Source organism: Variovorax durovernensis (assembly GCF_977011995.1).
Map to the genome: position 1 here is coordinate 4,982,284 of NZ_CDRNCW010000001.1, position 18,839 is coordinate 5,001,122.

The 18,839-nt window shown below is 66.8% G+C and carries 22 protein-coding genes and 2 tRNA genes; 3 read left to right on the top strand and 21 right to left on the bottom strand.

Going from position 1 to position 18,839, the window contains the following annotated elements; translation table 11 throughout:
• The first annotated feature begins 82 nt into the window (after window positions 1-82).
• The gene (locus ACWV14_RS23645) at window positions 83-892 is read left to right on the top strand and encodes a winged helix-turn-helix domain-containing protein (RefSeq protein WP_454904002.1); all 810 of its coding nucleotides are present in this window, start codon (window positions 83-85) and stop codon (window positions 890-892) included.
• Between the two features lie 46 nt (window positions 893-938).
• Here ACWV14_RS23645 and ACWV14_RS23650 read toward each other — a convergent pair whose 3' ends face one another.
• Window positions 939-1,355 carry a hypothetical protein gene (locus ACWV14_RS23650; RefSeq protein WP_454904003.1) on the bottom strand — a complete coding sequence of 139 codons (417 nt, stop codon included), beginning with the start codon at window positions 1,353-1,355 and terminating at the stop codon, window positions 939-941.
• Window positions 1,356-1,627: 272 nt separating this feature from the next.
• On the opposite strand from ACWV14_RS23650, the gene ACWV14_RS23655 reads away from it, so the two are divergent.
• Window positions 1,628-1,804, top strand: a complete 177-nt coding sequence (locus ACWV14_RS23655) for a hypothetical protein (protein WP_422087708.1) — start codon at window positions 1,628-1,630, stop codon at window positions 1,802-1,804.
• A gap of 91 nt (window positions 1,805-1,895) precedes the next feature.
• Here the strand turns inward: ACWV14_RS23655 and ACWV14_RS23660 are convergent, their stop codons facing one another.
• From ACWV14_RS23660 to ACWV14_RS23680, 5 genes are all read right to left on the bottom strand, one after another.
• Window positions 1,896-2,459, bottom strand: coding sequence for an HNH endonuclease (locus ACWV14_RS23660; RefSeq protein ID WP_454904006.1), 564 nt, complete (start codon window positions 2,457-2,459; stop codon window positions 1,896-1,898).
• A 61-nt stretch (window positions 2,460-2,520) separates the two neighbouring features.
• A tRNA-His gene (locus ACWV14_RS23665) sits at window positions 2,521-2,594 on the bottom strand.
• A gap of 34 nt (window positions 2,595-2,628) precedes the next feature.
• Window positions 2,629-2,835 (bottom strand): short-chain dehydrogenase, encoded by a 207-nt coding sequence (locus ACWV14_RS23670; RefSeq protein ID WP_454904008.1) that lies wholly within the window; start codon window positions 2,833-2,835, stop codon window positions 2,629-2,631.
• A gap of 38 nt (window positions 2,836-2,873) precedes the next feature.
• Window positions 2,874-2,950: transfer RNA gene (locus ACWV14_RS23675), tRNA-Arg, on the bottom strand.
• 271 nt (window positions 2,951-3,221) lie between these two features.
• Entirely contained in the window at window positions 3,222-3,425 is a 204-nt protein-coding gene (locus ACWV14_RS23680; protein WP_454904010.1) for a hypothetical protein, read from the bottom strand.
• A gap of 153 nt (window positions 3,426-3,578) precedes the next feature.
• On the opposite strand from ACWV14_RS23680, the gene ACWV14_RS23685 reads away from it, so the two are divergent.
• Window positions 3,579-3,974 carry a hypothetical protein gene (locus ACWV14_RS23685; protein WP_422087712.1) on the top strand — a complete coding sequence of 132 codons (396 nt, stop codon included), beginning with the start codon at window positions 3,579-3,581 and terminating at the stop codon, window positions 3,972-3,974.
• Between the two features lie 10 nt (window positions 3,975-3,984).
• Here ACWV14_RS23685 and ACWV14_RS23690 read toward each other — a convergent pair whose 3' ends face one another.
• The 15 genes from ACWV14_RS23690 to ACWV14_RS23760 all read right to left on the bottom strand — a co-directional run bounded on the left by ACWV14_RS23690 (window position 3,985) and on the right by ACWV14_RS23760 (window position 18,835).
• Window positions 3,985-4,419, bottom strand: coding sequence for an acyl-CoA thioesterase (locus tag ACWV14_RS23690; RefSeq protein ID WP_422087713.1), 435 nt, complete (start codon window positions 4,417-4,419; stop codon window positions 3,985-3,987).
• Between the two features lie 2 nt (window positions 4,420-4,421).
• On the bottom strand, window positions 4,422-4,952 hold the full coding sequence (locus ACWV14_RS23695; RefSeq protein WP_237679327.1) for a MarR family winged helix-turn-helix transcriptional regulator: 531 nt from the start codon (window positions 4,950-4,952) through the stop codon (window positions 4,422-4,424).
• Window positions 4,949-5,725 carry an SDR family NAD(P)-dependent oxidoreductase gene (locus tag ACWV14_RS23700; RefSeq protein WP_454904012.1) on the bottom strand — a complete coding sequence of 259 codons (777 nt, stop codon included), beginning with the start codon at window positions 5,723-5,725 and terminating at the stop codon, window positions 4,949-4,951. The genes ACWV14_RS23695 and ACWV14_RS23700 overlap by 4 nt, the downstream gene beginning before the upstream one ends.
• Before the next feature lie 53 nt (window positions 5,726-5,778).
• Window positions 5,779-6,525 (bottom strand): SDR family NAD(P)-dependent oxidoreductase, encoded by a 747-nt coding sequence (locus ACWV14_RS23705; protein ID WP_454904013.1) that lies wholly within the window; start codon window positions 6,523-6,525, stop codon window positions 5,779-5,781.
• Window positions 6,526-6,529: 4 nt separating this feature from the next.
• Window positions 6,530-8,119, bottom strand: a complete 1,590-nt coding sequence (locus ACWV14_RS23710; protein WP_454904014.1) for an ATP-dependent acyl-CoA ligase — start codon at window positions 8,117-8,119, stop codon at window positions 6,530-6,532.
• Window positions 8,109-8,840 carry an ABC transporter ATP-binding protein gene (locus tag ACWV14_RS23715; protein WP_422087717.1) on the bottom strand — a complete coding sequence of 244 codons (732 nt, stop codon included), beginning with the start codon at window positions 8,838-8,840 and terminating at the stop codon, window positions 8,109-8,111. The genes ACWV14_RS23710 and ACWV14_RS23715 overlap by 11 nt, the downstream gene beginning before the upstream one ends.
• A gap of 82 nt (window positions 8,841-8,922) precedes the next feature.
• A complete protein-coding gene (locus tag ACWV14_RS23720; protein WP_454904016.1) occupies window positions 8,923-10,710 on the bottom strand; it encodes a branched-chain amino acid ABC transporter ATP-binding protein/permease in 1,788 nt (595 codons plus the stop codon).
• Window positions 10,707-11,762 carry a branched-chain amino acid ABC transporter permease gene (locus ACWV14_RS23725; RefSeq protein ID WP_422087719.1) on the bottom strand — a complete coding sequence of 352 codons (1,056 nt, stop codon included), beginning with the start codon at window positions 11,760-11,762 and terminating at the stop codon, window positions 10,707-10,709. The genes ACWV14_RS23720 and ACWV14_RS23725 overlap by 4 nt, the downstream gene beginning before the upstream one ends.
• A 34-nt stretch (window positions 11,763-11,796) precedes the next feature.
• A complete protein-coding gene (locus ACWV14_RS23730) occupies window positions 11,797-12,960 on the bottom strand; it encodes an ABC transporter substrate-binding protein (RefSeq protein ID WP_454904017.1) in 1,164 nt (387 codons plus the stop codon).
• Window positions 12,961-13,003: 43 nt separating this feature from the next.
• Window positions 13,004-13,468: an aromatic-ring-hydroxylating dioxygenase subunit beta gene (locus tag ACWV14_RS23735; protein ID WP_454904018.1), complete on the bottom strand. Its 465-nt coding sequence runs from the start codon at window positions 13,466-13,468 to the stop codon at window positions 13,004-13,006.
• Entirely contained in the window at window positions 13,465-14,790 is a 1,326-nt protein-coding gene (locus ACWV14_RS23740; RefSeq protein WP_454904020.1) for an aromatic ring-hydroxylating dioxygenase subunit alpha, read from the bottom strand. Before ACWV14_RS23740 ends, ACWV14_RS23735 begins: the two co-directional genes overlap by 4 nt.
• 138 nt (window positions 14,791-14,928) lie before the next feature.
• On the bottom strand, window positions 14,929-16,074 hold the full coding sequence (locus ACWV14_RS23745; RefSeq protein WP_454904021.1) for an ABC transporter substrate-binding protein: 1,146 nt from the start codon (window positions 16,072-16,074) through the stop codon (window positions 14,929-14,931).
• Between the two features lies 1 nt (window position 16,075).
• Entirely contained in the window at window positions 16,076-17,242 is a 1,167-nt protein-coding gene (locus ACWV14_RS23750) for an ABC transporter substrate-binding protein (RefSeq protein ID WP_422087724.1), read from the bottom strand.
• Between the two features lie 49 nt (window positions 17,243-17,291).
• Window positions 17,292-18,026: an SDR family NAD(P)-dependent oxidoreductase gene (locus ACWV14_RS23755; protein WP_454904022.1), complete on the bottom strand. Its 735-nt coding sequence runs from the start codon at window positions 18,024-18,026 to the stop codon at window positions 17,292-17,294.
• Window positions 18,023-18,835, bottom strand: a complete 813-nt coding sequence (locus ACWV14_RS23760) for a cyclase family protein (RefSeq protein ID WP_454904024.1) — start codon at window positions 18,833-18,835, stop codon at window positions 18,023-18,025. The genes ACWV14_RS23755 and ACWV14_RS23760 overlap by 4 nt, the downstream gene beginning before the upstream one ends.
• Window positions 18,836-18,839: the final 4 nt, after the last annotated feature.

Below are 18,839 nucleotides of genomic sequence, written 5' to 3' on the forward strand. Positions count from 1 at the left end.
AAAGCAGTCGATATAGGCCCGGTGCTGCAAACCGCACGCCGGCATGGCTCGATCGAAAACTTATTGACAGGGGGAACTGGCAATGAACCAGTTGGCGGAAATGAAGCCCATCGCGCTCGTGGGCTGCGACAAGGTACAGGCGGTGCTGCTTACCGAAAAGCTTCGGTCCATGGGGCATGCATCCGCGACATTCGACAGCGGTGCCGATTTCCTGGTAGCGCTGGGGAGCGGCAGGAAATTCGGCCTGCTCCTGCTGACGCTGCAGGGCGAGGGAGGATGGACAGGTCTCGTTGCCATGTGCAAGGTGCTTCATGTTCCAGCACTCCTGGTCGTCAACGAAGCACCGCGCCATATGCCAGTCGACGAATTGGTCGCGGTGCGGGAAGAAGCTTCGAAGAATCACGCCATCGACTTCATCGTCTGGCCAATCAGCGATCTCGACCTCGATTGGCGCATACGCACCCTCGTCCACCGCGTCGAGGTGTCGCCCGCGCCGCCTGCGCGCACCGTCGATCTCGTGTTTGGCTGCTATCGCTTTCTCGGACCCAACCGCGTGGTCATGAACGACGATCAGGAGGTGCGACTGAAGCCCCGCGAGTTCGAACTCGCGCTATTGCTCTTCCGCAACAGCGGCCAGTTGCTGGAGCGGGACTGGATACTCTCGCTGCTCTGGAGTACCGGCGTGACGCGCAAGGACAGCCGCGTGCTCGATGTCTGCATGTCGGGCATACGCCGCAAGCTCGCCCTGTCCAGGGAGAACGGCTTCATCCTGCACACGGTGTATGGGCGCGGCTATGAACTAGGACGAGTTTTGCAGCCGACGCATCAACCGCAAAGAACAGGGCCCTTCACGAGCCTGCGCGTCGAGGAGGTTCACATCCCCGCGATGTAATTCGCGCCCGAGAGAAAAGACAGTCACATCGCGCGCACCGACAAACTCAGGACGCGGCGCCTTGCCCGGCGGCCCAGTCATCGAGAAATCGCATGAGTGCCTCCTGTTGCTCACCGATCTCAGCCGCAAGGTACTGGCGTGCGTGCTCCTGAGCGAGTTCACTCGAAAGGAACCACTGCTCGCGCGCAAGACTGCCCTGCAATGGCGGCGTGCCCCAAGCCGCGTTGCTGCCGCCAAGAAAAGCCTCCGTCACCGGCAAGCGCCCGTCGGTCTTGCCGAGATCCGACAGCGCGTTGCGCGGGCCGCCCAGCGTGACACGAACCCGGACGATGTCTTCGTCCATATCGATGGACGCACCCAAACCACCGGATTGATGCACCTGCCAGAGCTGCGCCGCCGAGGCGTTGCGGACCCAACTCTCGAGTGCTTTAGCCAAACCTTCGAGAACGATTTTTTTGTTCATAAGGAAATATTCCACACATTTGTCGACTTCTTGCGCCCCGCCGGGACGCAACCTACAAAAGCCACCTATGTCGCATGGCATCTTGCAATGGCTGTCACGCATCACAAGAACATTACGACAGGGAAACAAACTCGAAGCTCAAAAGCTCGTTCAGACCCGCTCATGCGGGTATTTTTTTGCCTGCTCGCAGCCTGCATCGGCAGCGACGCCAGGGAGCCACAGAATGGACCGGCAGCGGCATGCGGCTTCGGGCGTCGGCTATATTTCTTGCCATGGAAAAGGCTTCCGACATAGGCAAACCCACGGTACCCATCGACTTGATCGGCCCGGACCATTGGCCTCGCTCGCGGCGCGGCAATGGCCGCACCGCCAAGGTGATTGCCGTCATCGTGGGGGGAATTGCAGCCGCAGGAGTGATCGCATACCGCTTCTTCGGTGTCGGGCGCTGACCCGCACACTGCATATGGCAAAGCCCGCTGCCTCGAAGACAGCGGGCTTTTTTCATGGGCGCGGGCTGGAGCAAGCATCACGGCCGAGCCCCTACTGCAGCCGCGAACCCTTCGGCAGCCGCTTCGCCAGCCACTCGTGCACGTCCGCACGGATGTTGCGGCCTTCGAGCAGAAAGTTCTCGAAGCGGCTCGGCACATAAGGCAGATACACCAGCGGCATGCCGGCTTCCTCCGGCGTGCGCGCGGCCTTGCGGTTGTTGCAGACCGCGCACGCACTCACGAGGTTGGTCCACGTCCACGGGCCGCCGCGTGATTCGGGCATTACGTGCTCGCATTGCAGGTCGCGCTCCTGGAACACGCCCGCACAGTAGGCGCAGGTGTGGCGGTCGCGTCGAAGCAGCTTGCTCTTGGTAACGCTCGGAACCACGTCGAAGAGATTGATCTTCGAGGCACCGCGCAGCGCGATGATGGGCGCCACCTCGACGCGAGACTGCACGCCGCGCGCCACATTGAAGCCGCCGCGCAGCGTCGCCAGCGGCAGGTCGCCGTCTTCCCAAGCCACGGAGCCGGTGGCGTAGTGCAACACCGCCTGCTCCAGCGAGATCCAGGCTTGCGGCGTGCCCTGAATGTCGAGTTGCAGGACGTGAGGATGCATATATCGCCTCCTTTCGCGGCGATGGTCGTCTTGACGACGTTGAATGAAATCCAGAAAACGGTGGGGTACACGAACGGAATCGAACCGTCGTCAGCGGGACCACAACCCGCGGCTCTGCCATTGAGCTACGCGCACCATGAAACATGAGCGGCCTGCTGTCAGGCAGCCTCTACCACTCGCCGACTGCGCGCACGCGCTGATCGAGATCGAGGCCCTCCAGTCGAGGCTCGCGACCAGGCGATGCATCCGCGCCTTCAGGGACACGCCGTGCATCGGTCACGATGCCGAATCGGCGGGCCAAGGCCAGCACCATGCGCTTGCGCGGCTGTGCGGGACGCACGGTGATCATCCGGATCGGGGTATTGCGCTTGCGCATGACGGCTCCTTGGTTGATGTGACAGCAAACAGAAAAACTGGCCCCACGTGCACGACTCGAACGTGCAACCCCTTGCTTCGTAGGCAAGTGCTCTGATCCATTGAGCTAACGCGGGTTGAAAACAGGGATCGAAATTTGCCCGCCCGCTTTCCATTCCGGTTGTGTCCTCACGCGACGGACAGCGCTGGGCGCTGCCCCGTACGACGTCGCTGCACAGGAGTGATCAATTCCTGCACATCCCGCCAGACCGTCTACGCGGTGGACTCTGGCGGTGTGGTGAAGGCACACCCGGAATGGCCAAGCACGGCCGGCAACAAACAAAACAAAAAGGCCCGGAACCTTTCGGTGTCCGGGCCTCTGCATGAGAGAGCTTGGAAGGTATGCGCCTACGCGCAACCTCCACCCGGTAGCACCTGATCCTCGACTTTTCCAACGCGCAGGCTGGCTGCGGCTTTCGTGGAATACACGTGGCTCTGGTGCTGATTCAGTCGGGTCGACGGCATGTCGCCGAAACCACCGCACGCCCAGACGCGCACGAGCGATCGGCCCGAGGCGGGTCGAATGCTGGTGAAGGTCAATGCGATGTTCACGATGGTTCCTGGGTCAAAAATTGCCGCTGTCGGCCGTTAGGGGTTGGAAAAAAGGGACGGCTTGGGCCGCGAATGAAGACAACTGTAAATAGTGTTTACGGCGACGTCAACAACCGGGACAATCTTTTTTTGTCTTGTTGTTGTTTTTGAACAGTGCCCAATATCACCGTCGCGCGTCGCCGCAATGCCCTCGCGCTTCATCGCCGTTTTCTCGAAGAGGCCGTTGCCGCGGGCCTGCCTGCCAAGGGGCTGGATCAGGCGTTCGCCAAGAAGATCGAAATCTCTCCCAGCATGTGGAGCCAGATCAAGAGTTCGCGGCCCATCGGCGACAACCTGGCGCGGCAGATCGAACGGCACTGCGACGTGGAAGCTGGCTGGCTAGACAAGGAAGACCGTCCCAGCGAAGTGCCGGACGCGGCGGAAGAGCGCTTCATCGCGGCGGCACGCGAGGCATGGCGCAGCGCCAATGCCAAGGGCAAGAAGGAACTCACCGGCTGGCTGAAAAAGCGCGCGCAGGACGCAGCGTCCGGCAGCGAGCCCGCGCCCTAAGAGCGAAGGCTCAGCCCAATTCCGGCGCGTTGCGCACGATGGCCGCGCGCATGTCGTCCGGAATGGCAACCGCGCGATGGGTTTCGAGCGACGTAGTCACCAGCACCTGCTGCATCTGCATGCGCACTTCACCGTCGACCGGATCGAAGCAGCGCACGCGCAACGTCATTGAGCGCGAGCCCAGCCGCTCCACGGTCAGACCGAGCATCACCTGGTCGCCCATGCGGCTCACCGCGCGGAAGTCGGCTTCGAGCTTCACGGTGGGCAGGCCGATTCGCCGCTGCGCCACCAGCCCGTGATAGCTGAGCCCGAGGCCTTCGTTCACCCAGTCTTCGACGAGGCCGTTGAGCATCACGAAGTACTGTGGATAGAAGACGATTCCCGCCGGATCGCAATCCGAGAAACGGATCAGCCGCGGCCGGCAAAACTCGGTGCCCTCGCCCATGCTCAGCCCTCCTCGCCCGAAGGCTCGCCGCGCATCACATGCACCCGCAGCAGGCCGAGCTGCGTGTGCAGCTGCTTGACCGTCTTCATGTCGAGCCCCGAGAACATCTCGAGGATCCATTGCTCGTGCTCGCTAGCCATGGTCTCGAAGGTGCGGCGGCCCGTGGGCGTGAGGCTCACGATCCACGCGCGACGGTCGTCGGGGCTGGGGGCGCGCGCCACCATGCCTTCGCGCTCCAGCTCGTCCGTCAGGCCCGTGACGTTGCCGCCCGTCACCATCAGGTAGCGCGACAGCACGCGCATCTTCAGGCCGTCCTTGTAGCGGTAGAGCTGCGCCATGTAGTCGAAGCGCGCCAGCGAGATGCCGAAGCGCTCGCGCAGCCGGCGCCGGATCTCGGCCTCGATCTGCGTGGTGCTGGCCAGCATGCGCAGCCACAGCTTGAGCATCGCGTGATCTTCATGGCCCGCGCGCGCCTCGTGGCCCAGTTCTTCGGCATCGCTCAGCGCGGCGTGGGAAGCGTCGTTGCGCGTCATGTCACTTCTCCTCCGGAAACCGAGATCGACTGCCCCGTGACCGACGCGGCGCCCGCACCGCACAGCCAGCGCACGGCATCGGCCACCTCGGCCGGCTGAACGATGCGGCGCTGCGGATTGACGCTCGAGAACTCCGCCAGCGCATCGGCCTCGCTGCGCCCCGTCTTGCCGACCACGTTGGCCACGCTGTTGCGCAGGATGTCGGTGTCGGTATAGCCCGGGCACACCGCATTCACCGTGATGCCCTTGCGTGCCACCTCCAGCGCCAGCGAGCGCGTAAGGCCGACCACGCCGTGCTTGGCCGCGGTGTAGGCCGCCACATATGCGTAGCCCTTCTGACCGGCCGTGCTCGCGATGTTGACGATGCGGCCCCAGCCGGCATCGAGCATGTCGGGCAGCGCGGCCTGCGCGCACAGGAAGCTGCCCGTGAGGTTGACCGACAGCATCCGCTGCCAGAGATCGAACGAGGTCTTGAGGAAGGGCGCGCTCTCGGCCGCGCCCGCATTGTTGACGAGGATCGCGACCGGCCCGCGCGCGGCGCGCGCCTCGGCGAAAGCGGCCTGCACCGCCTCCGGATTCGCCACATCGGCAGCAGCTACGCCGTGCCCGGTGCCCTCCAGCGAATCTGCAACGCGCTGCAGTGCCTCGCGGTCACGCCCCAGCAGGGTCAGGACGGCGCCCTCGGCGGCAAGGGTGCGGGCGATCTCGGCGCCGATGCCACGCGCGGCACCTGTCACGAGTGCGTGGCGGCCAGTCAGTGAATTTGAGTGCATACCTGAATGTTTTAGTTCTGAATCATTTTAGCGGCGCGGACGGATGCCGGTTGTCACCGCATGAAACGGCCACCGTTCAGGTCCAGCGTGGCACCGGTCATGAAGGCTGCCGCCGGGGACGCGAGATAGACCACGGCGGCCGCCACTTCTTCCGGCAAGCCGAAGCGCCCTATCGGAATGCCGGCCTGCAGCGCCTGCCGTCGCGCGGGGTCCAGCGACTCGAGCAAGGGGCTCTGGATGGCCGCCGGGGCCAGCGCATTCACCGTCACGCCATGCGGCGCCAGCTCCTGCGCGAAGGAGCGCGTCAGCGCCAGCAGCCCCGCCTTGCTGGCCGCGTAGTGCGCGCCGGTCGCCGCGCTGGCCTGCTGCCCCGCCATCGATGCGAGGTTGACGATGCGGCCCGCGCCGCGCCCACACATGTGCCGCCCGGCGATGCGGCAGCCGAAGAAGCTGCCGCGCAGGTTGATGGCGAGCACGTCGTCCCATTCCTCGGGCGTGATGTCCCAGAGCGAGGTTGTCGGCGTTCGGGCCGCGTTGTTGACCATGACGTCGACCGCGCCGAAGTGCGCCACGGCCTTGTCGAAGCAGGCGGAGAAGCCGGTCTCGTCGCGCACGTCGAGTTCCAGCGCGAGCCCGCCGGTTTCTTTCGCCACCGCTTCCACGCTGGCAAGGTCGATGTCGGCGAGCGCCACGCGAGCCCCCGCCTGGCAGAGCCCGCGCGCAATCGCCAAGCCGAGCCCTCGCCCCGCGCCCGTCACGAACGCCACGCGGCCGGAAAGGGGTTGCGCTGCGCTCGTCATGCATCTAGCTCCTCGCGGGCCGGCCGTCCCAGGTCAGCGGCCCCACGCCGCGCTCGCGCAGCTTGAACTTCTGCACCTTGCCGTTCTCGGTGCGCGGCAGGTCGGCCAGCACGTCGATATACCGCGGCACGGCGAAATAAGGCAGTCGGCCTTCGCAGAAACGCGCAAGCTCCGCAGGATCGACCGGCACGCCCTCGCGCGCTACCAGCGCGGCCATCACCTCGTCTTCGGCCAGCTCGGAGCGCACCGGATACACCGCGCACGAGGCCACGCCCGGGTGGCTCAGCAGCACCTGCTCGACCTCGAACGACGAGATGTTCTCGCCGCGCCGGCGGATCGCGTCCTTGATGCGGTCGACGAAACGGAACGCGCCATCGGCATCGCGCACCACGCGGTCGCCCGTATGGAACCAGAGATTGCGCCAGGCCTCGACCGTCTTCTCCGGCATGTTGAAGTAGCCGCTCGCAAAGGCGTAAGGCTCGTCCGCGCGCAGCAGCAGTTCGCCGGCCTCGCCGGGCGGCAGCGCCACGTCGTCTTCGTCTGCCACGCGCGCCTGGAAGCCCGGGCGCAACCAACCCATGACGCCGCCGCGCGGCGAATCCGGCGCGGTGGCGATGGCGAAGTTGGTCTCGGTAGAGCCGTAGCCTTCGAGCAAGGACACGCCTGTGCGCGCCTTGAACGCCGCCCCTGCGGCGGAAGGCACGCCCGGCCCGAGCCCGATGCGCACCTGGTGATCCCGCTCCCCCGCCGCTTCCGGCTGCGCGAGCAGGATCGGTACCATCGCGCCCAGCAGGTAGACCACAGTGGCGCGGCTCGCGCGCATCGCCGGCCAGAAGCCCGATGCGGAGAAGCGCTGCTCGAACACGACCTCGGCACCGGTCAACGCAGCCTGCGCGAAGGTGTTGAGCGCATTGATGTGGAACAACGGCAGCGTGGTGCACAGCACGTCGTCGGCACCAACGCCCAGCACCTCCGCGCTGTTCAGGCCCCACCAGAAATACTGCGCATGCGGACAGATCACGCCCTTGGCCGGCCCGGTGGTGCCGGAGGTGTACAGGATGGCGAGCGGATCGCCCGGCTGAACCGGCGCCGGCTCCAGCGCGTCTCCTGCCTCGGGGTACGACACCATGCGCACGCCGGCAGGCGCCTGCCATTCGGCAGCTTGCGTCTCTCCGACCACCCAGATCTCGCGCAGCGCCGTTCGCCCCAGGTCCGCCGTTGCAAGCCGCTCGACGAACGCGGCCTCGATGACCAGCAGCTTCGCCTCGCTGTTCGCCAGGAAGTATTCGATCTGCGGCCCCATCGATGCCGTGTTGACGGGCACGGTCGATGCACCCAGCCATCCCGCGCCAAGAAAGCTCTCCAGGAACTCGATGCGGTTGCCGCACATCACGGCGATGCGGTCGCCGCGCACCACGCCCGCAGCCGCCAGTGCACCGGCACGAACGGCGGCGGCCCGAGCCGCATCGCGGTGGGTCCAGGCATGCGCGCCGATGCGCAGCAGCGCGCGCGCGCCGAACACATCGGCCTGCCGCTGCAGCATCGCGGGCAGCGTGCGCCGGGCGGGCGGCACGGCGCGGGCGTCAGTCGTCATCGTGCGTGCCTCCGCCGAGATATGTCGCCTGCACACGCGGGTCACTGGCCAGCTCGGCCGACGCACCCGACAGCGCGATCTCTCCAGTCTCGAGCACGTAGCCCTGGTCCGAGCTCTCCAGCGCCGCGCGCGCGTTCTGCTCCACCAGCAGGATCGACACGCCGTCATCGCGCAGCTTGCGCACGATGGTCAGGATGTCGCGCACGATCAGCGGCGCAAGGCCGAGGCTGGGCTCGTCGAGCATCAGCAGCCGGGGCGCCGACATCAGCGCGCGCCCCACGGCCAGCATCTGCCGCTCGCCGCCCGACAGCGTATCGGCGCGTTGAGAACGCCGCTCCGCCAGCCGGGGGAAGCGGTCATACACCGACTGCAGCCGCTTCTTCATCGCATCGCCGCGCAGCCGCTTCGCGTAGGCGCCGAGCTGCAGGTTGTCGAGCACGGTGAGTTCGCCGAACAGTTCGCGCTTCTCCGGCACGAGGCACAGGCCCCGTTCCACGCGCGCCTCCACGTCCAGCCCCTGCAGGTCTTCGCCCTCGAAGCGCAGCGTGCCTTTGCAAGGCAGCAGCCCCATCGCCGCGGCCAGCAGCGTGGTCTTGCCAGCGCCGTTAGGGCCGATCACCGAGATGATCTGCCCCGGCTGCAAGTCCAGCGACACGCCGCGCACCGCCTCCACCTGCCCATAAGAAACGTGCAGATCGCCAATCTCCAGCATCGCGGTCATTTCGACACCCCCAGGCTCGTCACTTCGTGTACTTCGCGCACCCCCTGAAGGGGGCCCGCGCCTTCGGGCGGCCGTGCGGCGCTCATACGACGCTCCCCAGGTAAGCCGCCTGCACGCGCTCGTCGGCGCGAACCGCCGAAGGCACGCCCTCCACGAGCTTGGAGCCGAAGTTCATCACCACCAGCCGGTCCACCAGTTTCATCACGAAGTCCATGTCGTGTTCGACGATGAGGATGGTCACGCCTTCCTCGCGCAGCTTGCGCAGCAGATCGCCGAGTGCCATCTTTTCCTTGCGGCGAAGGCCCGCTGCGGGCTCGTCGAGCACCAGCAGCACCGGGTCGGCGGCCAGCGCGCGCGCGATTTCCAGGATGCGCTGCGTGCCCAGCGGCAGGCTGCCCGCGAGTTCGTGCGCGCGGTCGCCCAGGCCGATGCGGTCGAGCTGGCGTTGTGCCTCCTGCAGGATCTGCCGCTCTTCCGTGCGGTCCAGCCGCAGCCCGGCCTTCAGGATGCCCGAGCGTGTGCGCGAGTGCGCGCCCAGCGCCACGTTGTCGAGCAGGCTCATGTGCGGGCGCAGCTTCACGTGCTGGAAGGTGCGCGCCAGGCCCAGCCGCGCCACCTCGCGCTGCGGCATGCCTGCGATGTCGTGGGCCAGGAAGCGCACCTGGCCCGAACTCATCGGCAGCGTGCAGGTCAGCAGGTTGAACATGGTCGACTTGCCCGCGCCGTTGGGCCCGATGAGCCCGACGATCTCGCCGGCCTTGACGTCGAAGCTCACGTCGTTCACCGCCACCAGCCCGCCGAAGCGCTTGACCGCGCCGTTCACCGACAGCACCTGCGAGCCGCGCTCGGGCAGCGTGCGGTGCGGCAGCGGCTCCACGGGTGGCGCATCGTGGCGCGAAGGCCCCTGGGCGCCGCCGCGCCGACGCGTCCAGCGGCGCAGCAGCCCCATCACGCCACCGCGCGCAAAGTGCAGCAACAGGATGAACAGTGCCGCAAAGGCCACCGCCTCCAGTTGTCCGGCGCGCTGCGTGAGCATTGGCAGGACGTCTTGCAGGCCGTTCTTCAGCACCAGCACCAGCGCGGCGCCCACCAGCGCGCCGGCAAGCTGGCCCAGCCCGCCGGCCACCGCCATCAGCAGATACTCGATGCTTGCACGCACGTCGAAGGGCGACGGGCTCACGAAACGGTTCATGTGCGCATAGAGCCAGCCCGCCAGCCCCGCGAACAGCGCGGCTGTGACGAACAGCGAAAGCCGCACGCGGTATGCATCCGCCCCCACGCTCGCCAGCAGCGTCGCGCCGCCGCGCAGCCCGCGAATCGCGCGCCCAGGCCGCGACTGCAGCAGGTTGTAGCTGAACAGGCAGGCCAGGCCGACCACCACCCAGATCAGGTAGTACATCGCGCGCGGATCGGCCAGCGACCAGCCCGCCACCTGCAGCGCCGGAATGTTCGACAGCCCCGTGTGCCGTCCGAGCGCATCGACATTGCCGAACAGCATTGCGATCGACAACCCCCACGCGATGGTGCTCAGCGGCAGGAAGTGCCCGCCCAGCCGCAGCGTCAGCATGCCGATGGCCAGCGCCGACAGTCCCGTGAGCAGCAATGCGAACAGCAGCCCGATCCAGGGCGACATGCCCTGCGTCGTCGTGAGCCACGCTGTCGCGTAGGCCGCGATACCCACGAAGGCCGCCTGCCCGAAGGAAGTCGCGCCGCCAACGCCGGTCAGCAGCACCAGCCCCAGCGCCACCAGCGCGCCGATGCCGATGTCGTTCAGCAGCGAGACGGTAAAGCTGCCCGCCACCGCCGGCACCAGCGCCAGCACGACGACAAGCCCGGCGATCCACGCCATGCGTTTGCGGTTGCCGTTCATTGGTCCACCTCGTCTTCTTCCTCTTCGGCATGCGCCGCCATGAACGAACGCAGCATGAGCACGGGAATCAGCAGGCTGAACACGATCACGTCCTTCAACGCGCCGCTCCAGAACGAGGCAAAGCTCTCCACCACGCCGACCGCCAACGCACCCACGGCCGTCATCGGATAGCTCACGAGCCCGCCGATGATCGCGGCCACGAAGGCCTTCAGGCCGATGATGAAACCCGAGTCGTAATACATCGTCGTCACCGGCGCGATGAGCACGCCGATCAGCCCCGCCAGCAGCGAGGCGCAGCCATACGCCAGCAGCGCCGTGCGCACCGGCCGTATGCCGACCAGCCGAGCACCCACGCGGTTCACGGCCGTGGCGCGCAGTGCCTTGCCAGCCACCGTGCGCTCGAACACCAGGAAGAACAGCCCGCTCAGCACGATGGCCGCTCCCACCATCAGCACCACCTGCCCGCTGACGGTGAAGCCGTCGCTCAGCGTGAACACGGCGCTGGTGAGCGGCGTGGTGCGCGAGCCTTCAGGTCCGAAGAACAGCAGGCCCAAGCCCGACAGGAGAAAGTGCAGCGCCAGGGAGACGATCAACAACACCAACACAGATGCATCCGCGATCGGCTGGAACACCACCCGCGCCAGCAGCGGTGCGATCGGCACCACCAGCAGCACGGCCACCGCGATGTGCACCGCCACCGGCACGCCGGGCCGCGCCGCCAGCCACGCGAGCACGCACGGAATGGCAGGCAGCACGCCCCACATCAGCACCGCCTTGGGAATGCGCGCGGCCTCGCCGCGACGCAGCAGGCTGCCGATCTCGGTGGCCAGCGCCAGCGCAGCCAGCACCGCGACCATGCCGATGGTCGGCGGCACACGGTCGGTTTCGAAGGCCGCGAGCGACAGGGCCGCAAATGCCGCAATGTCGCCGAACGGCACGAACACCACCCGCGTGACGGAGAAGATCAACACCAGCCCGAGGCCGGCCAGCAGGTAGACGGCGCCGTTGGCCAGCCCGTCGGTGAGAAGAATGAGCGCCACGTCCCATGTCATCGCGCGGCCCTCCGGTAAAGCAAAGGCGAGCGGTTCAAGGTGCGAGCTTCCATTGGCCGTTGTCGAGCTTGACGATCACGCGGGCGCGTTCGTCCACGCCATAGAGACTGCCTGGCTTGAAGGTGTACACGCCGTGCGTGCCCACCACTTCCTTCGTGCTGAAGATGGCGTCGCGCAGCGCCACGCGGAACTCGGGCGTTCCCGGCTCGGCCTTCTTCATGGCGCGCGAGGCTGCATCGGCGAACACCAGCCAGCCGTCGAACGAATAGGCCGAGAAGGCATCGCTGGTCGGTGCGTTGTTGACCTTCTGGAAGACGGCGCGGAAATCGGTCGCGATCTTCTTGGTCGGATAGCTGTCGGGCAACTGCTCGGCCACGATCACCGGGCCGGTGGGCATCAGCGCGTTCTGGCCGGCCGCGCCGACCACGCGCACGAAGTCGGGGTTGATCAGGCCATGCTGGCCGTACACGCCCCCCTTGAAGCCGCGTTCCTGCAGGGCAAGGAACGGCAGCGCACCGGGTGTGCCGGCGCCGCCGGTCATCACCGCGTCGGGCCGCAGCGCCACGATCTTCAGCACCTGGCCGGTCACCGAGGCGTCGGCGCGCGCATAGCGTTCGTTGCTCACCACCTTGATGCCGGCGCCGGGCGCGGCCTTCATGAGCGCGTCGTAGACCAGGTCGCCCCAGGCGTCGGAGAAGCCGATGTAGCCCACCGTCTTCACGTTGTTGCGCTTCATGCGCTCGACCACCGCGTCGATCATCAGCTGCGTGGGCTGCGCCACGGTCATGACCCAAGGGTTCTCGTTGGGGTCGAGCAGGATCGGCGTGAGGCCGATCATCGGCGTCTTCGCTTCCTTGCCCACCTGCGCCATCGCTATTGCCGCGGGCACGCCAGAGGTGCCCATGAGCACGTCGACCTTCTCGTCCTCGATCAGCTTGCGCGCATTGCGCCCGGCCGTGGTGGGGTCGGAGCCGTCGTCGAGCACGACGAGCTGGATCTTGCGGCCGTTCACCTCGCCCTTGTAGGCCAGCGCGGCCTGCATGCCCTTGGCATAGGGCACGCCCAGCGAGGAGTTCGGCCCCGACAGCGACACGCTCAGGCCGACCTTGAGGTCGGCCGCCAGCGCGCTCGCAACGCCACAGGCGGTCAGCACCGCGGCGAGTGTGCCGCGCGTCAAGGTCTGCATCAGGCTCTTCATGTCGTAGCTCCGGTGAGGATGGTTGTTGGAATGAACAGGTAACTCAGATGAACAACTGGATGGCCGGCAGCGCGCGTCCGGCATTGAGCAGGTCGACGCGCTTCTGGCGGATAGCCCAGCCGGCGGGTGTGCGGACAAGGTGATGGCGGGCAGTGCCGCTCAGCAGGACCTGGTCTTCGCCGCGCGCCTCGACGTAGAGGAACGGCGTGCGCAGCCATGCCTCGTCACCCTCCTCGCGCTCGATGCGCGACGGCTGCAGCACATGCTGGCTGTGGCTGGCCGGGTGCTGCGAATGGGCGCGCGGGTTCTTGAGGCGGTCCACGCGCAGCTGCAGCAGCAGCCGGTCTTCATAGGCCAGCGAGTTGTGCGAGAACGGGTCGGCCTGCGCCGCGCCGAGCAGCGGCACCCAGTAGTGGCCGTCTTCGGCGAACAAGGCCAACCATTCGTCGAGGCGACGCTCGTCGAGCAGGGCCGCCTCGTGGGCGACGAAATCGCGTGGGTCCGTCATTGCGCGGCCTCCATGCCCGCCGCCATGGACTTCGCCCATGCGCGGAACTGGTTGCGCATCAGCAGCTCATTGATCCCGTTGGTGGTGACTGTGGCCTGCTGCGTCTCGGCAGGGTCGAAATTGCGATGCAGGCTCACCCATTCGTTGCCGCCAGCCCGCAGGCCCTGCTGGATGCTCTCGAACAGATGCACGTCGTCATGCGCGACCACCGACATCGGAGAGAACACGAGGCGGTTGTAGCTCATGGCACGCTCGAACAGCAGTGCCGGCGCGCCCGCCGCACGGAAGCTCCAGGCCTCGATCAGCGTGCGGTTGGCAGCCAGCGGGCGAATCACGCGAATGGCCTGCGGCGAGCCCTTGACCGAAAGGCTCGGATAGAAGACCGAGTTCTGCGGCGAGCGCTGCAGTATCTCGGCGGCACGCTCCTCGCCGTGCGCGGCACGCATCGCGGCTTCGTACTCGGGCAGCTGCGCGTAGTTGGAGTGGATGCTGAAGTTCACGCCCAGCACGCTGTGCCCGTTGGCGAACACGCGCCCGCCCATCTTGTCGAAGAACTCGTAGCCCGAGCCGAAGGGCAGTATCTGCTCCATCGCCATCGGCTTGGGGTCGGTGGGCGCGTGGCCTTCCCACAGCGCCTCGGCCGCCTTGGTGGCCGACTCGTGCGTCGACATAGGGTGTACCGTGTCGTTGATGTTCTCCAGGTACATCTTCCAGTTGCAGTGGACGATGTTGCGCAGCACGCCGCCGCTCACCGTCAGCTTGCCTTCGGGCGAGCGGTCGACCATGTTGTCGATGGCGCCCAGCACTTCGCCGAAGTAGTCTTCGAACGAGGGGCCGTTGTCCGAGAGCCGCACGAACACGAAGTCGCGATACACCTTCACGTTCTTCACCACCGACAGCCCCTGCCCCGACTCGCAGGCCTTGAGCTGCGTGCCCTCATAGCCGTTCTTCAGCGGCAGCCCGAGCGGCGCGCCGTCGAGCTTGTAGGTCCACGCGTGGTAGGGGCAGCGAAAGAACCGGCCGGTGTTGCCGCACTCGTCGGTCACCAGCTGCGTGCCCTTGTGGGCGCAGCGGTTGTAGAGCACGTGCACCTTGCCGTCGGGCTGCCGCACCATGAGCAGCGGCCGGCCCGCGATGTCCTGCGTCACGAAGTCGCCGGCCTCGGGCACCTGGCTCGCGTGGCCGAGAAAGACCCAGGTGTTGGCGAACAGGTGCTCCTGTTCCAGGGCGAAAAGCTCTTCGCTCAGGTACAGGTCGCGGTGCACCCGGTCGTCGCGAACCAGCGCCGCGACAAGATCGGGGCGATTGCGATAAATGTTCATGGACGTGCTCCTGATTCAGGTCGCGTCACGTCAATTCGCGGAACACCGTGGAACCGGCTTTGCCGGGCAACCGGTGTTGCCCCCGGTAGAGGGTGGGCGAAGCGACACGAAGTGAGCGCAGCCTGGGGGCGAGCTTGCTCACGGGACCAGCTTCCACTGGCCCTTGGTCATCTGCACGATGACCACGCCGCGCTGGTCGGAGCCATAGCGGTCGTCGGGCTTGAAGGTGTAGACGCCATGCGTGCCCACCAGTTCCTTGGTGCTCACGATGGCATCGCGCAGCGCCGTGCGGTACTGCGGCGTGCCCGGCTCGCCCTTGGTGCGCGAGGCTGCGTCGGCCAGCAGCAGGTAGGCATCGTAGGTGTATGACGAGAACGCATCGGTCGGCACCACGCCGTTGACCTTCTGGTAGGCGCTGCGAAAGGCCATCGACACCTTCTTGATCGGGTTGCTGTCGGGCAGCTGGTCGGCCACCAGCACCGGTCCGCTGGGCACCTGCAACCCTTCGATGGAGGCGCCGCCCACGCGAACGAAGTCGGCGTTGATGAGGCCGTGCGTGCCGTAGATCTTGCCCTTGTAGCCGCGATCGGCCAGCGCGATGTACGGCAGCGCGCCGGGCGTTCCCGAGTTGCCCGCAAACACCGCGTCAGGCCGCGCCGCGACGATCTTCAGCACCTGCCCGGCCACCGACGAATCGCTGCGCGCATAGCGCTCGTTCGCCACCACCTTGATGCCGGCAGCATCGGCGCTCTTCACCAGCGAGTCGTAGGCCAGGTCGCCGAGCGCGTCCGAGAAGCCGATGAAGGCCACCGTCTTCACGCCCGACTTCTTCATGCGGTCGACCACGCCCGCGACCATGAGCGGGAACGGTTGCGACACCGTCACGGTCCACGCGCCCTCGGGGCCTGCGATGGTGACCGGCGTGGGCGAGATCAGCGGCGTGTTCAGTTCCTTGGCCACCGCGGCGATGGCCATCGCGCCGGGCACGCCCGAAGTGCCAATGAGCACGTCCACCTTGTCCTCGGTCACGAGCTTGCGCGCGTTGCGCCCGGCGGTGGTGGGGTCGGAAGCGTCGTCGAGCACGACCAGCTGGACCTTGCGGCCTGCGATCTCGGGATGCTCGGCAATCGCCGCGCGGATGCCCTTCTCGTACGGAATGCCGAGCGCGGCGACCGGGCCTGAGAGCGAGCTGATGAAGCCGATCTTCAGGTCGGCTGCCATGGTTTGCGTGGCGGCCAGTGCAAGCGCCGTGGCGCCGAGGATGTGGGTGAGCTTCAGCTTCATTTCAGGGCACCAGCTTCCATTGGCCTTTTTCGAGCTTCACGACGACGCGCGAGCGGTCGTCCGAGCCATAGCGATCGGTGGGCTTGAAGTTGTAGACCGAGTGCGTACCCACCAGCTCCTTGGTGCTGACGATGGCATCACGCAAAGCGAGGCGGAACTGCGGCGTGCCGGGCTCGGCCTTGCCGGCCAGCGCACGCTGCGCGGCGTCGAGGTAGATCAGCCATGCATCGAAGCTGTAGGCCGAGAAGGTGTCGGTGGGCGGCGCGCCGTTGGCCTTCTGGTAGGCGGCGCGGAAGTCCATCGAGATCTTCTTCATCGGGTTGCTGTCGGGCAACTGCTCGGCCACCACCACGGGGCCGGTGGGCGCCAGCAGGCCTTCGACCGAGGGGCCGCCGACGCGGATGAAGTCGGGGTTGATCAGCGAGTGCATGCCGTAGATCTTTCCCTTGTAGCCGCGCTCGGCCAGCGCCAGGTAGGGCAGCGCGCCAGGCGTGCCCGAGGCGCCGGTGATCACCGCGTCGGGCCGCAGCGCCACGATCTTCAGCACCTGCCCCGCCACCGACGAATCGCTGCGCGCATAGCGCTCGTTGCTCACTACCTTGATGCCGGCCGCGGGCGCCGACTTCGTGAGCGCGTCGTACACCAGGTCGCCCCAGGCGTCGGAATAGCCGATGTAGGCCACCGTCTTCACGCCGGCCTGCTTCATCTTCTCGACCATCGCGCCCATCATCAGCGGCGCGGGTTGCGGCAGCGTCACCATCCACGCGCCCTCCTCGCCGGCCAGGTCGGCATTGGCGATGGAGATGAGCGGCGTCTTCGTTTCGCGCGCCACGCCGGCGATGGCAAGGGAGCCTGGCGCACCGGCCGTGCCGATGATGACGTCGACCTTGTCTTCCTCAATCAGCTTGCGCGCGTTGCGCGCGGCCGTGGACGGGTCGGACGCATCGTCGAGCTGGATCACCTGCACCTTGCGGCCGCCCACCTCCGACTTGTAGGCGACTGCGGCTTTCATGCCCTTGTCGTAGGGAATGCCCAGCGACGACACAGGCCCCGACAGCGAAGTGATGAAACCGACCTTGAGATCGGCGGCCCAGGCGCTCGCGGCGCCCAGCGCGCCGATACCCACGGCCACGGCCGCGAGTGTGCGAATTCGGTTCATGACTTTCATGGCGATGCTCCAGAGGTGGTTTTGGTTGGACGTGAGGAAAACTGGAAATTCAGAGGGCGAGGCTTCCGACGCTGGTGCCGCCGCACACGTACAGCACCTGCCCGGTGACGAAGCTGTTGTCGGCATCGGCGAAGAAGCGCACGGCGCGTGCCACGTCGGCCGATTCGCCCAGGCGCTTGACGGGCACCGAGGCGGCGAGCGCGCGTTCCTTCTCGCTGCCGGCCTCGACCACATCGTAGAACATGTCGGTGCGGATAGGCCCCGGGGCCACCACGTTCACCGTGATGCCGTCGGCCGCCAGCTCGAGCGCCCAGGTGCGCGCCATGCCCAGCATGCCGGCCTTGGTGGCCGAATAGCTGGTGCGCGTGGCAAGGCCCAGCGCGGCGCGCGACGACAGCAGCACGATGCGGCCGAAGCGTTGCGCGCGCATCGCGGGCAGCGCACCCTGCACGAGCTGTATCGCACAGCCCAGGTGCAGGTCGACCAGCGCATCGAGGTCGTCGAGCTTCACGTCTGGCAGCAGCGCGGCGCGGATGACGCCTGCGTTGTGCACGATGGTGGTCGGTGCGAAGCGTTCGACCAGTTCGCGCACCGCTTCGCCCGTGGCGGCGCGGTCGCTCAGGTCGACCTCGATGCTGCGCAGCTTCGGGTGGTCGATCTCGGCCTTGCGGCGTGCGAGCGACACCACCTCATAGCCCTGCGCGAGCAGGTCTTCGCAGATCGCCTTGCCGATGCCCGCGCTGCCTCCGGTAACGGCCGCAACTTTGGGTGCCACGCTGCTCATGACGAGGCTCCCACCAACGCCAGCACACGCAGCGGGCTGCCGCTGCCCTTCTCGATCTTCAGCGGCGGGCAGATCAGCACGGCGCCGGCCGGCGGCAGCAGGTCGAGGTTGCTCAGGCACTGCAGGCCGTAGCGGCCCGCGCCATGCATGTAGTAATGGCACGGATACGGCGGCCGCAGGTGATAGCCCTGGCCCGCATCCGTACCGATGGCCTCGGAGCCGAAGCCCAGCACGTCGCGCTGCTCTACCAGGAAGCGCACGGCCGCGGTGCTCGGGCCCGGCGTGTGCTGGCCCGTCTCGTCGAAGTTCTGATACGCCTCGGGGTCGGTGCGCTTGGACCAGTCGGTGCGCATCAGCACCCACGCACCCTTGGGGATGCGGCCATGCGCCGCCTCGTAGGCTTCGATGTCCTCGAGGGTCAGCAGGTAGTCGGGGTCGTCCTTCACCTGCGGCGAACAGTCGATCACGCAGGCCGGCGCCACGAAGTGCTGCACGGGAATGGTGTCGACCGAGTTGTTCGGCAGGTCGCGCCCGGAGATCCAATGGATCGGTGCGTCGAAGTGGGTGCCCGTGTGCTCGCCGCAGGAAAAGTTGTTCCAGTACCAACCCGGGCCGCGCTCGTCGTACTTCGACACTTCCTCGATGCGGAAAGGCCAGCACTGGCCCATCTCGGGCGGCAGCGCGATCTGCGGGAACTCGGGCGTCAGCGTCTGCGTGAGGTCGATCACGCGGATGCGGCCACTGGCCATCGCGGTCACCAGGCCACCGAGGATTTCGGCGGCGGACATCAGTTCGGTTGTCGTTGTCATTCGT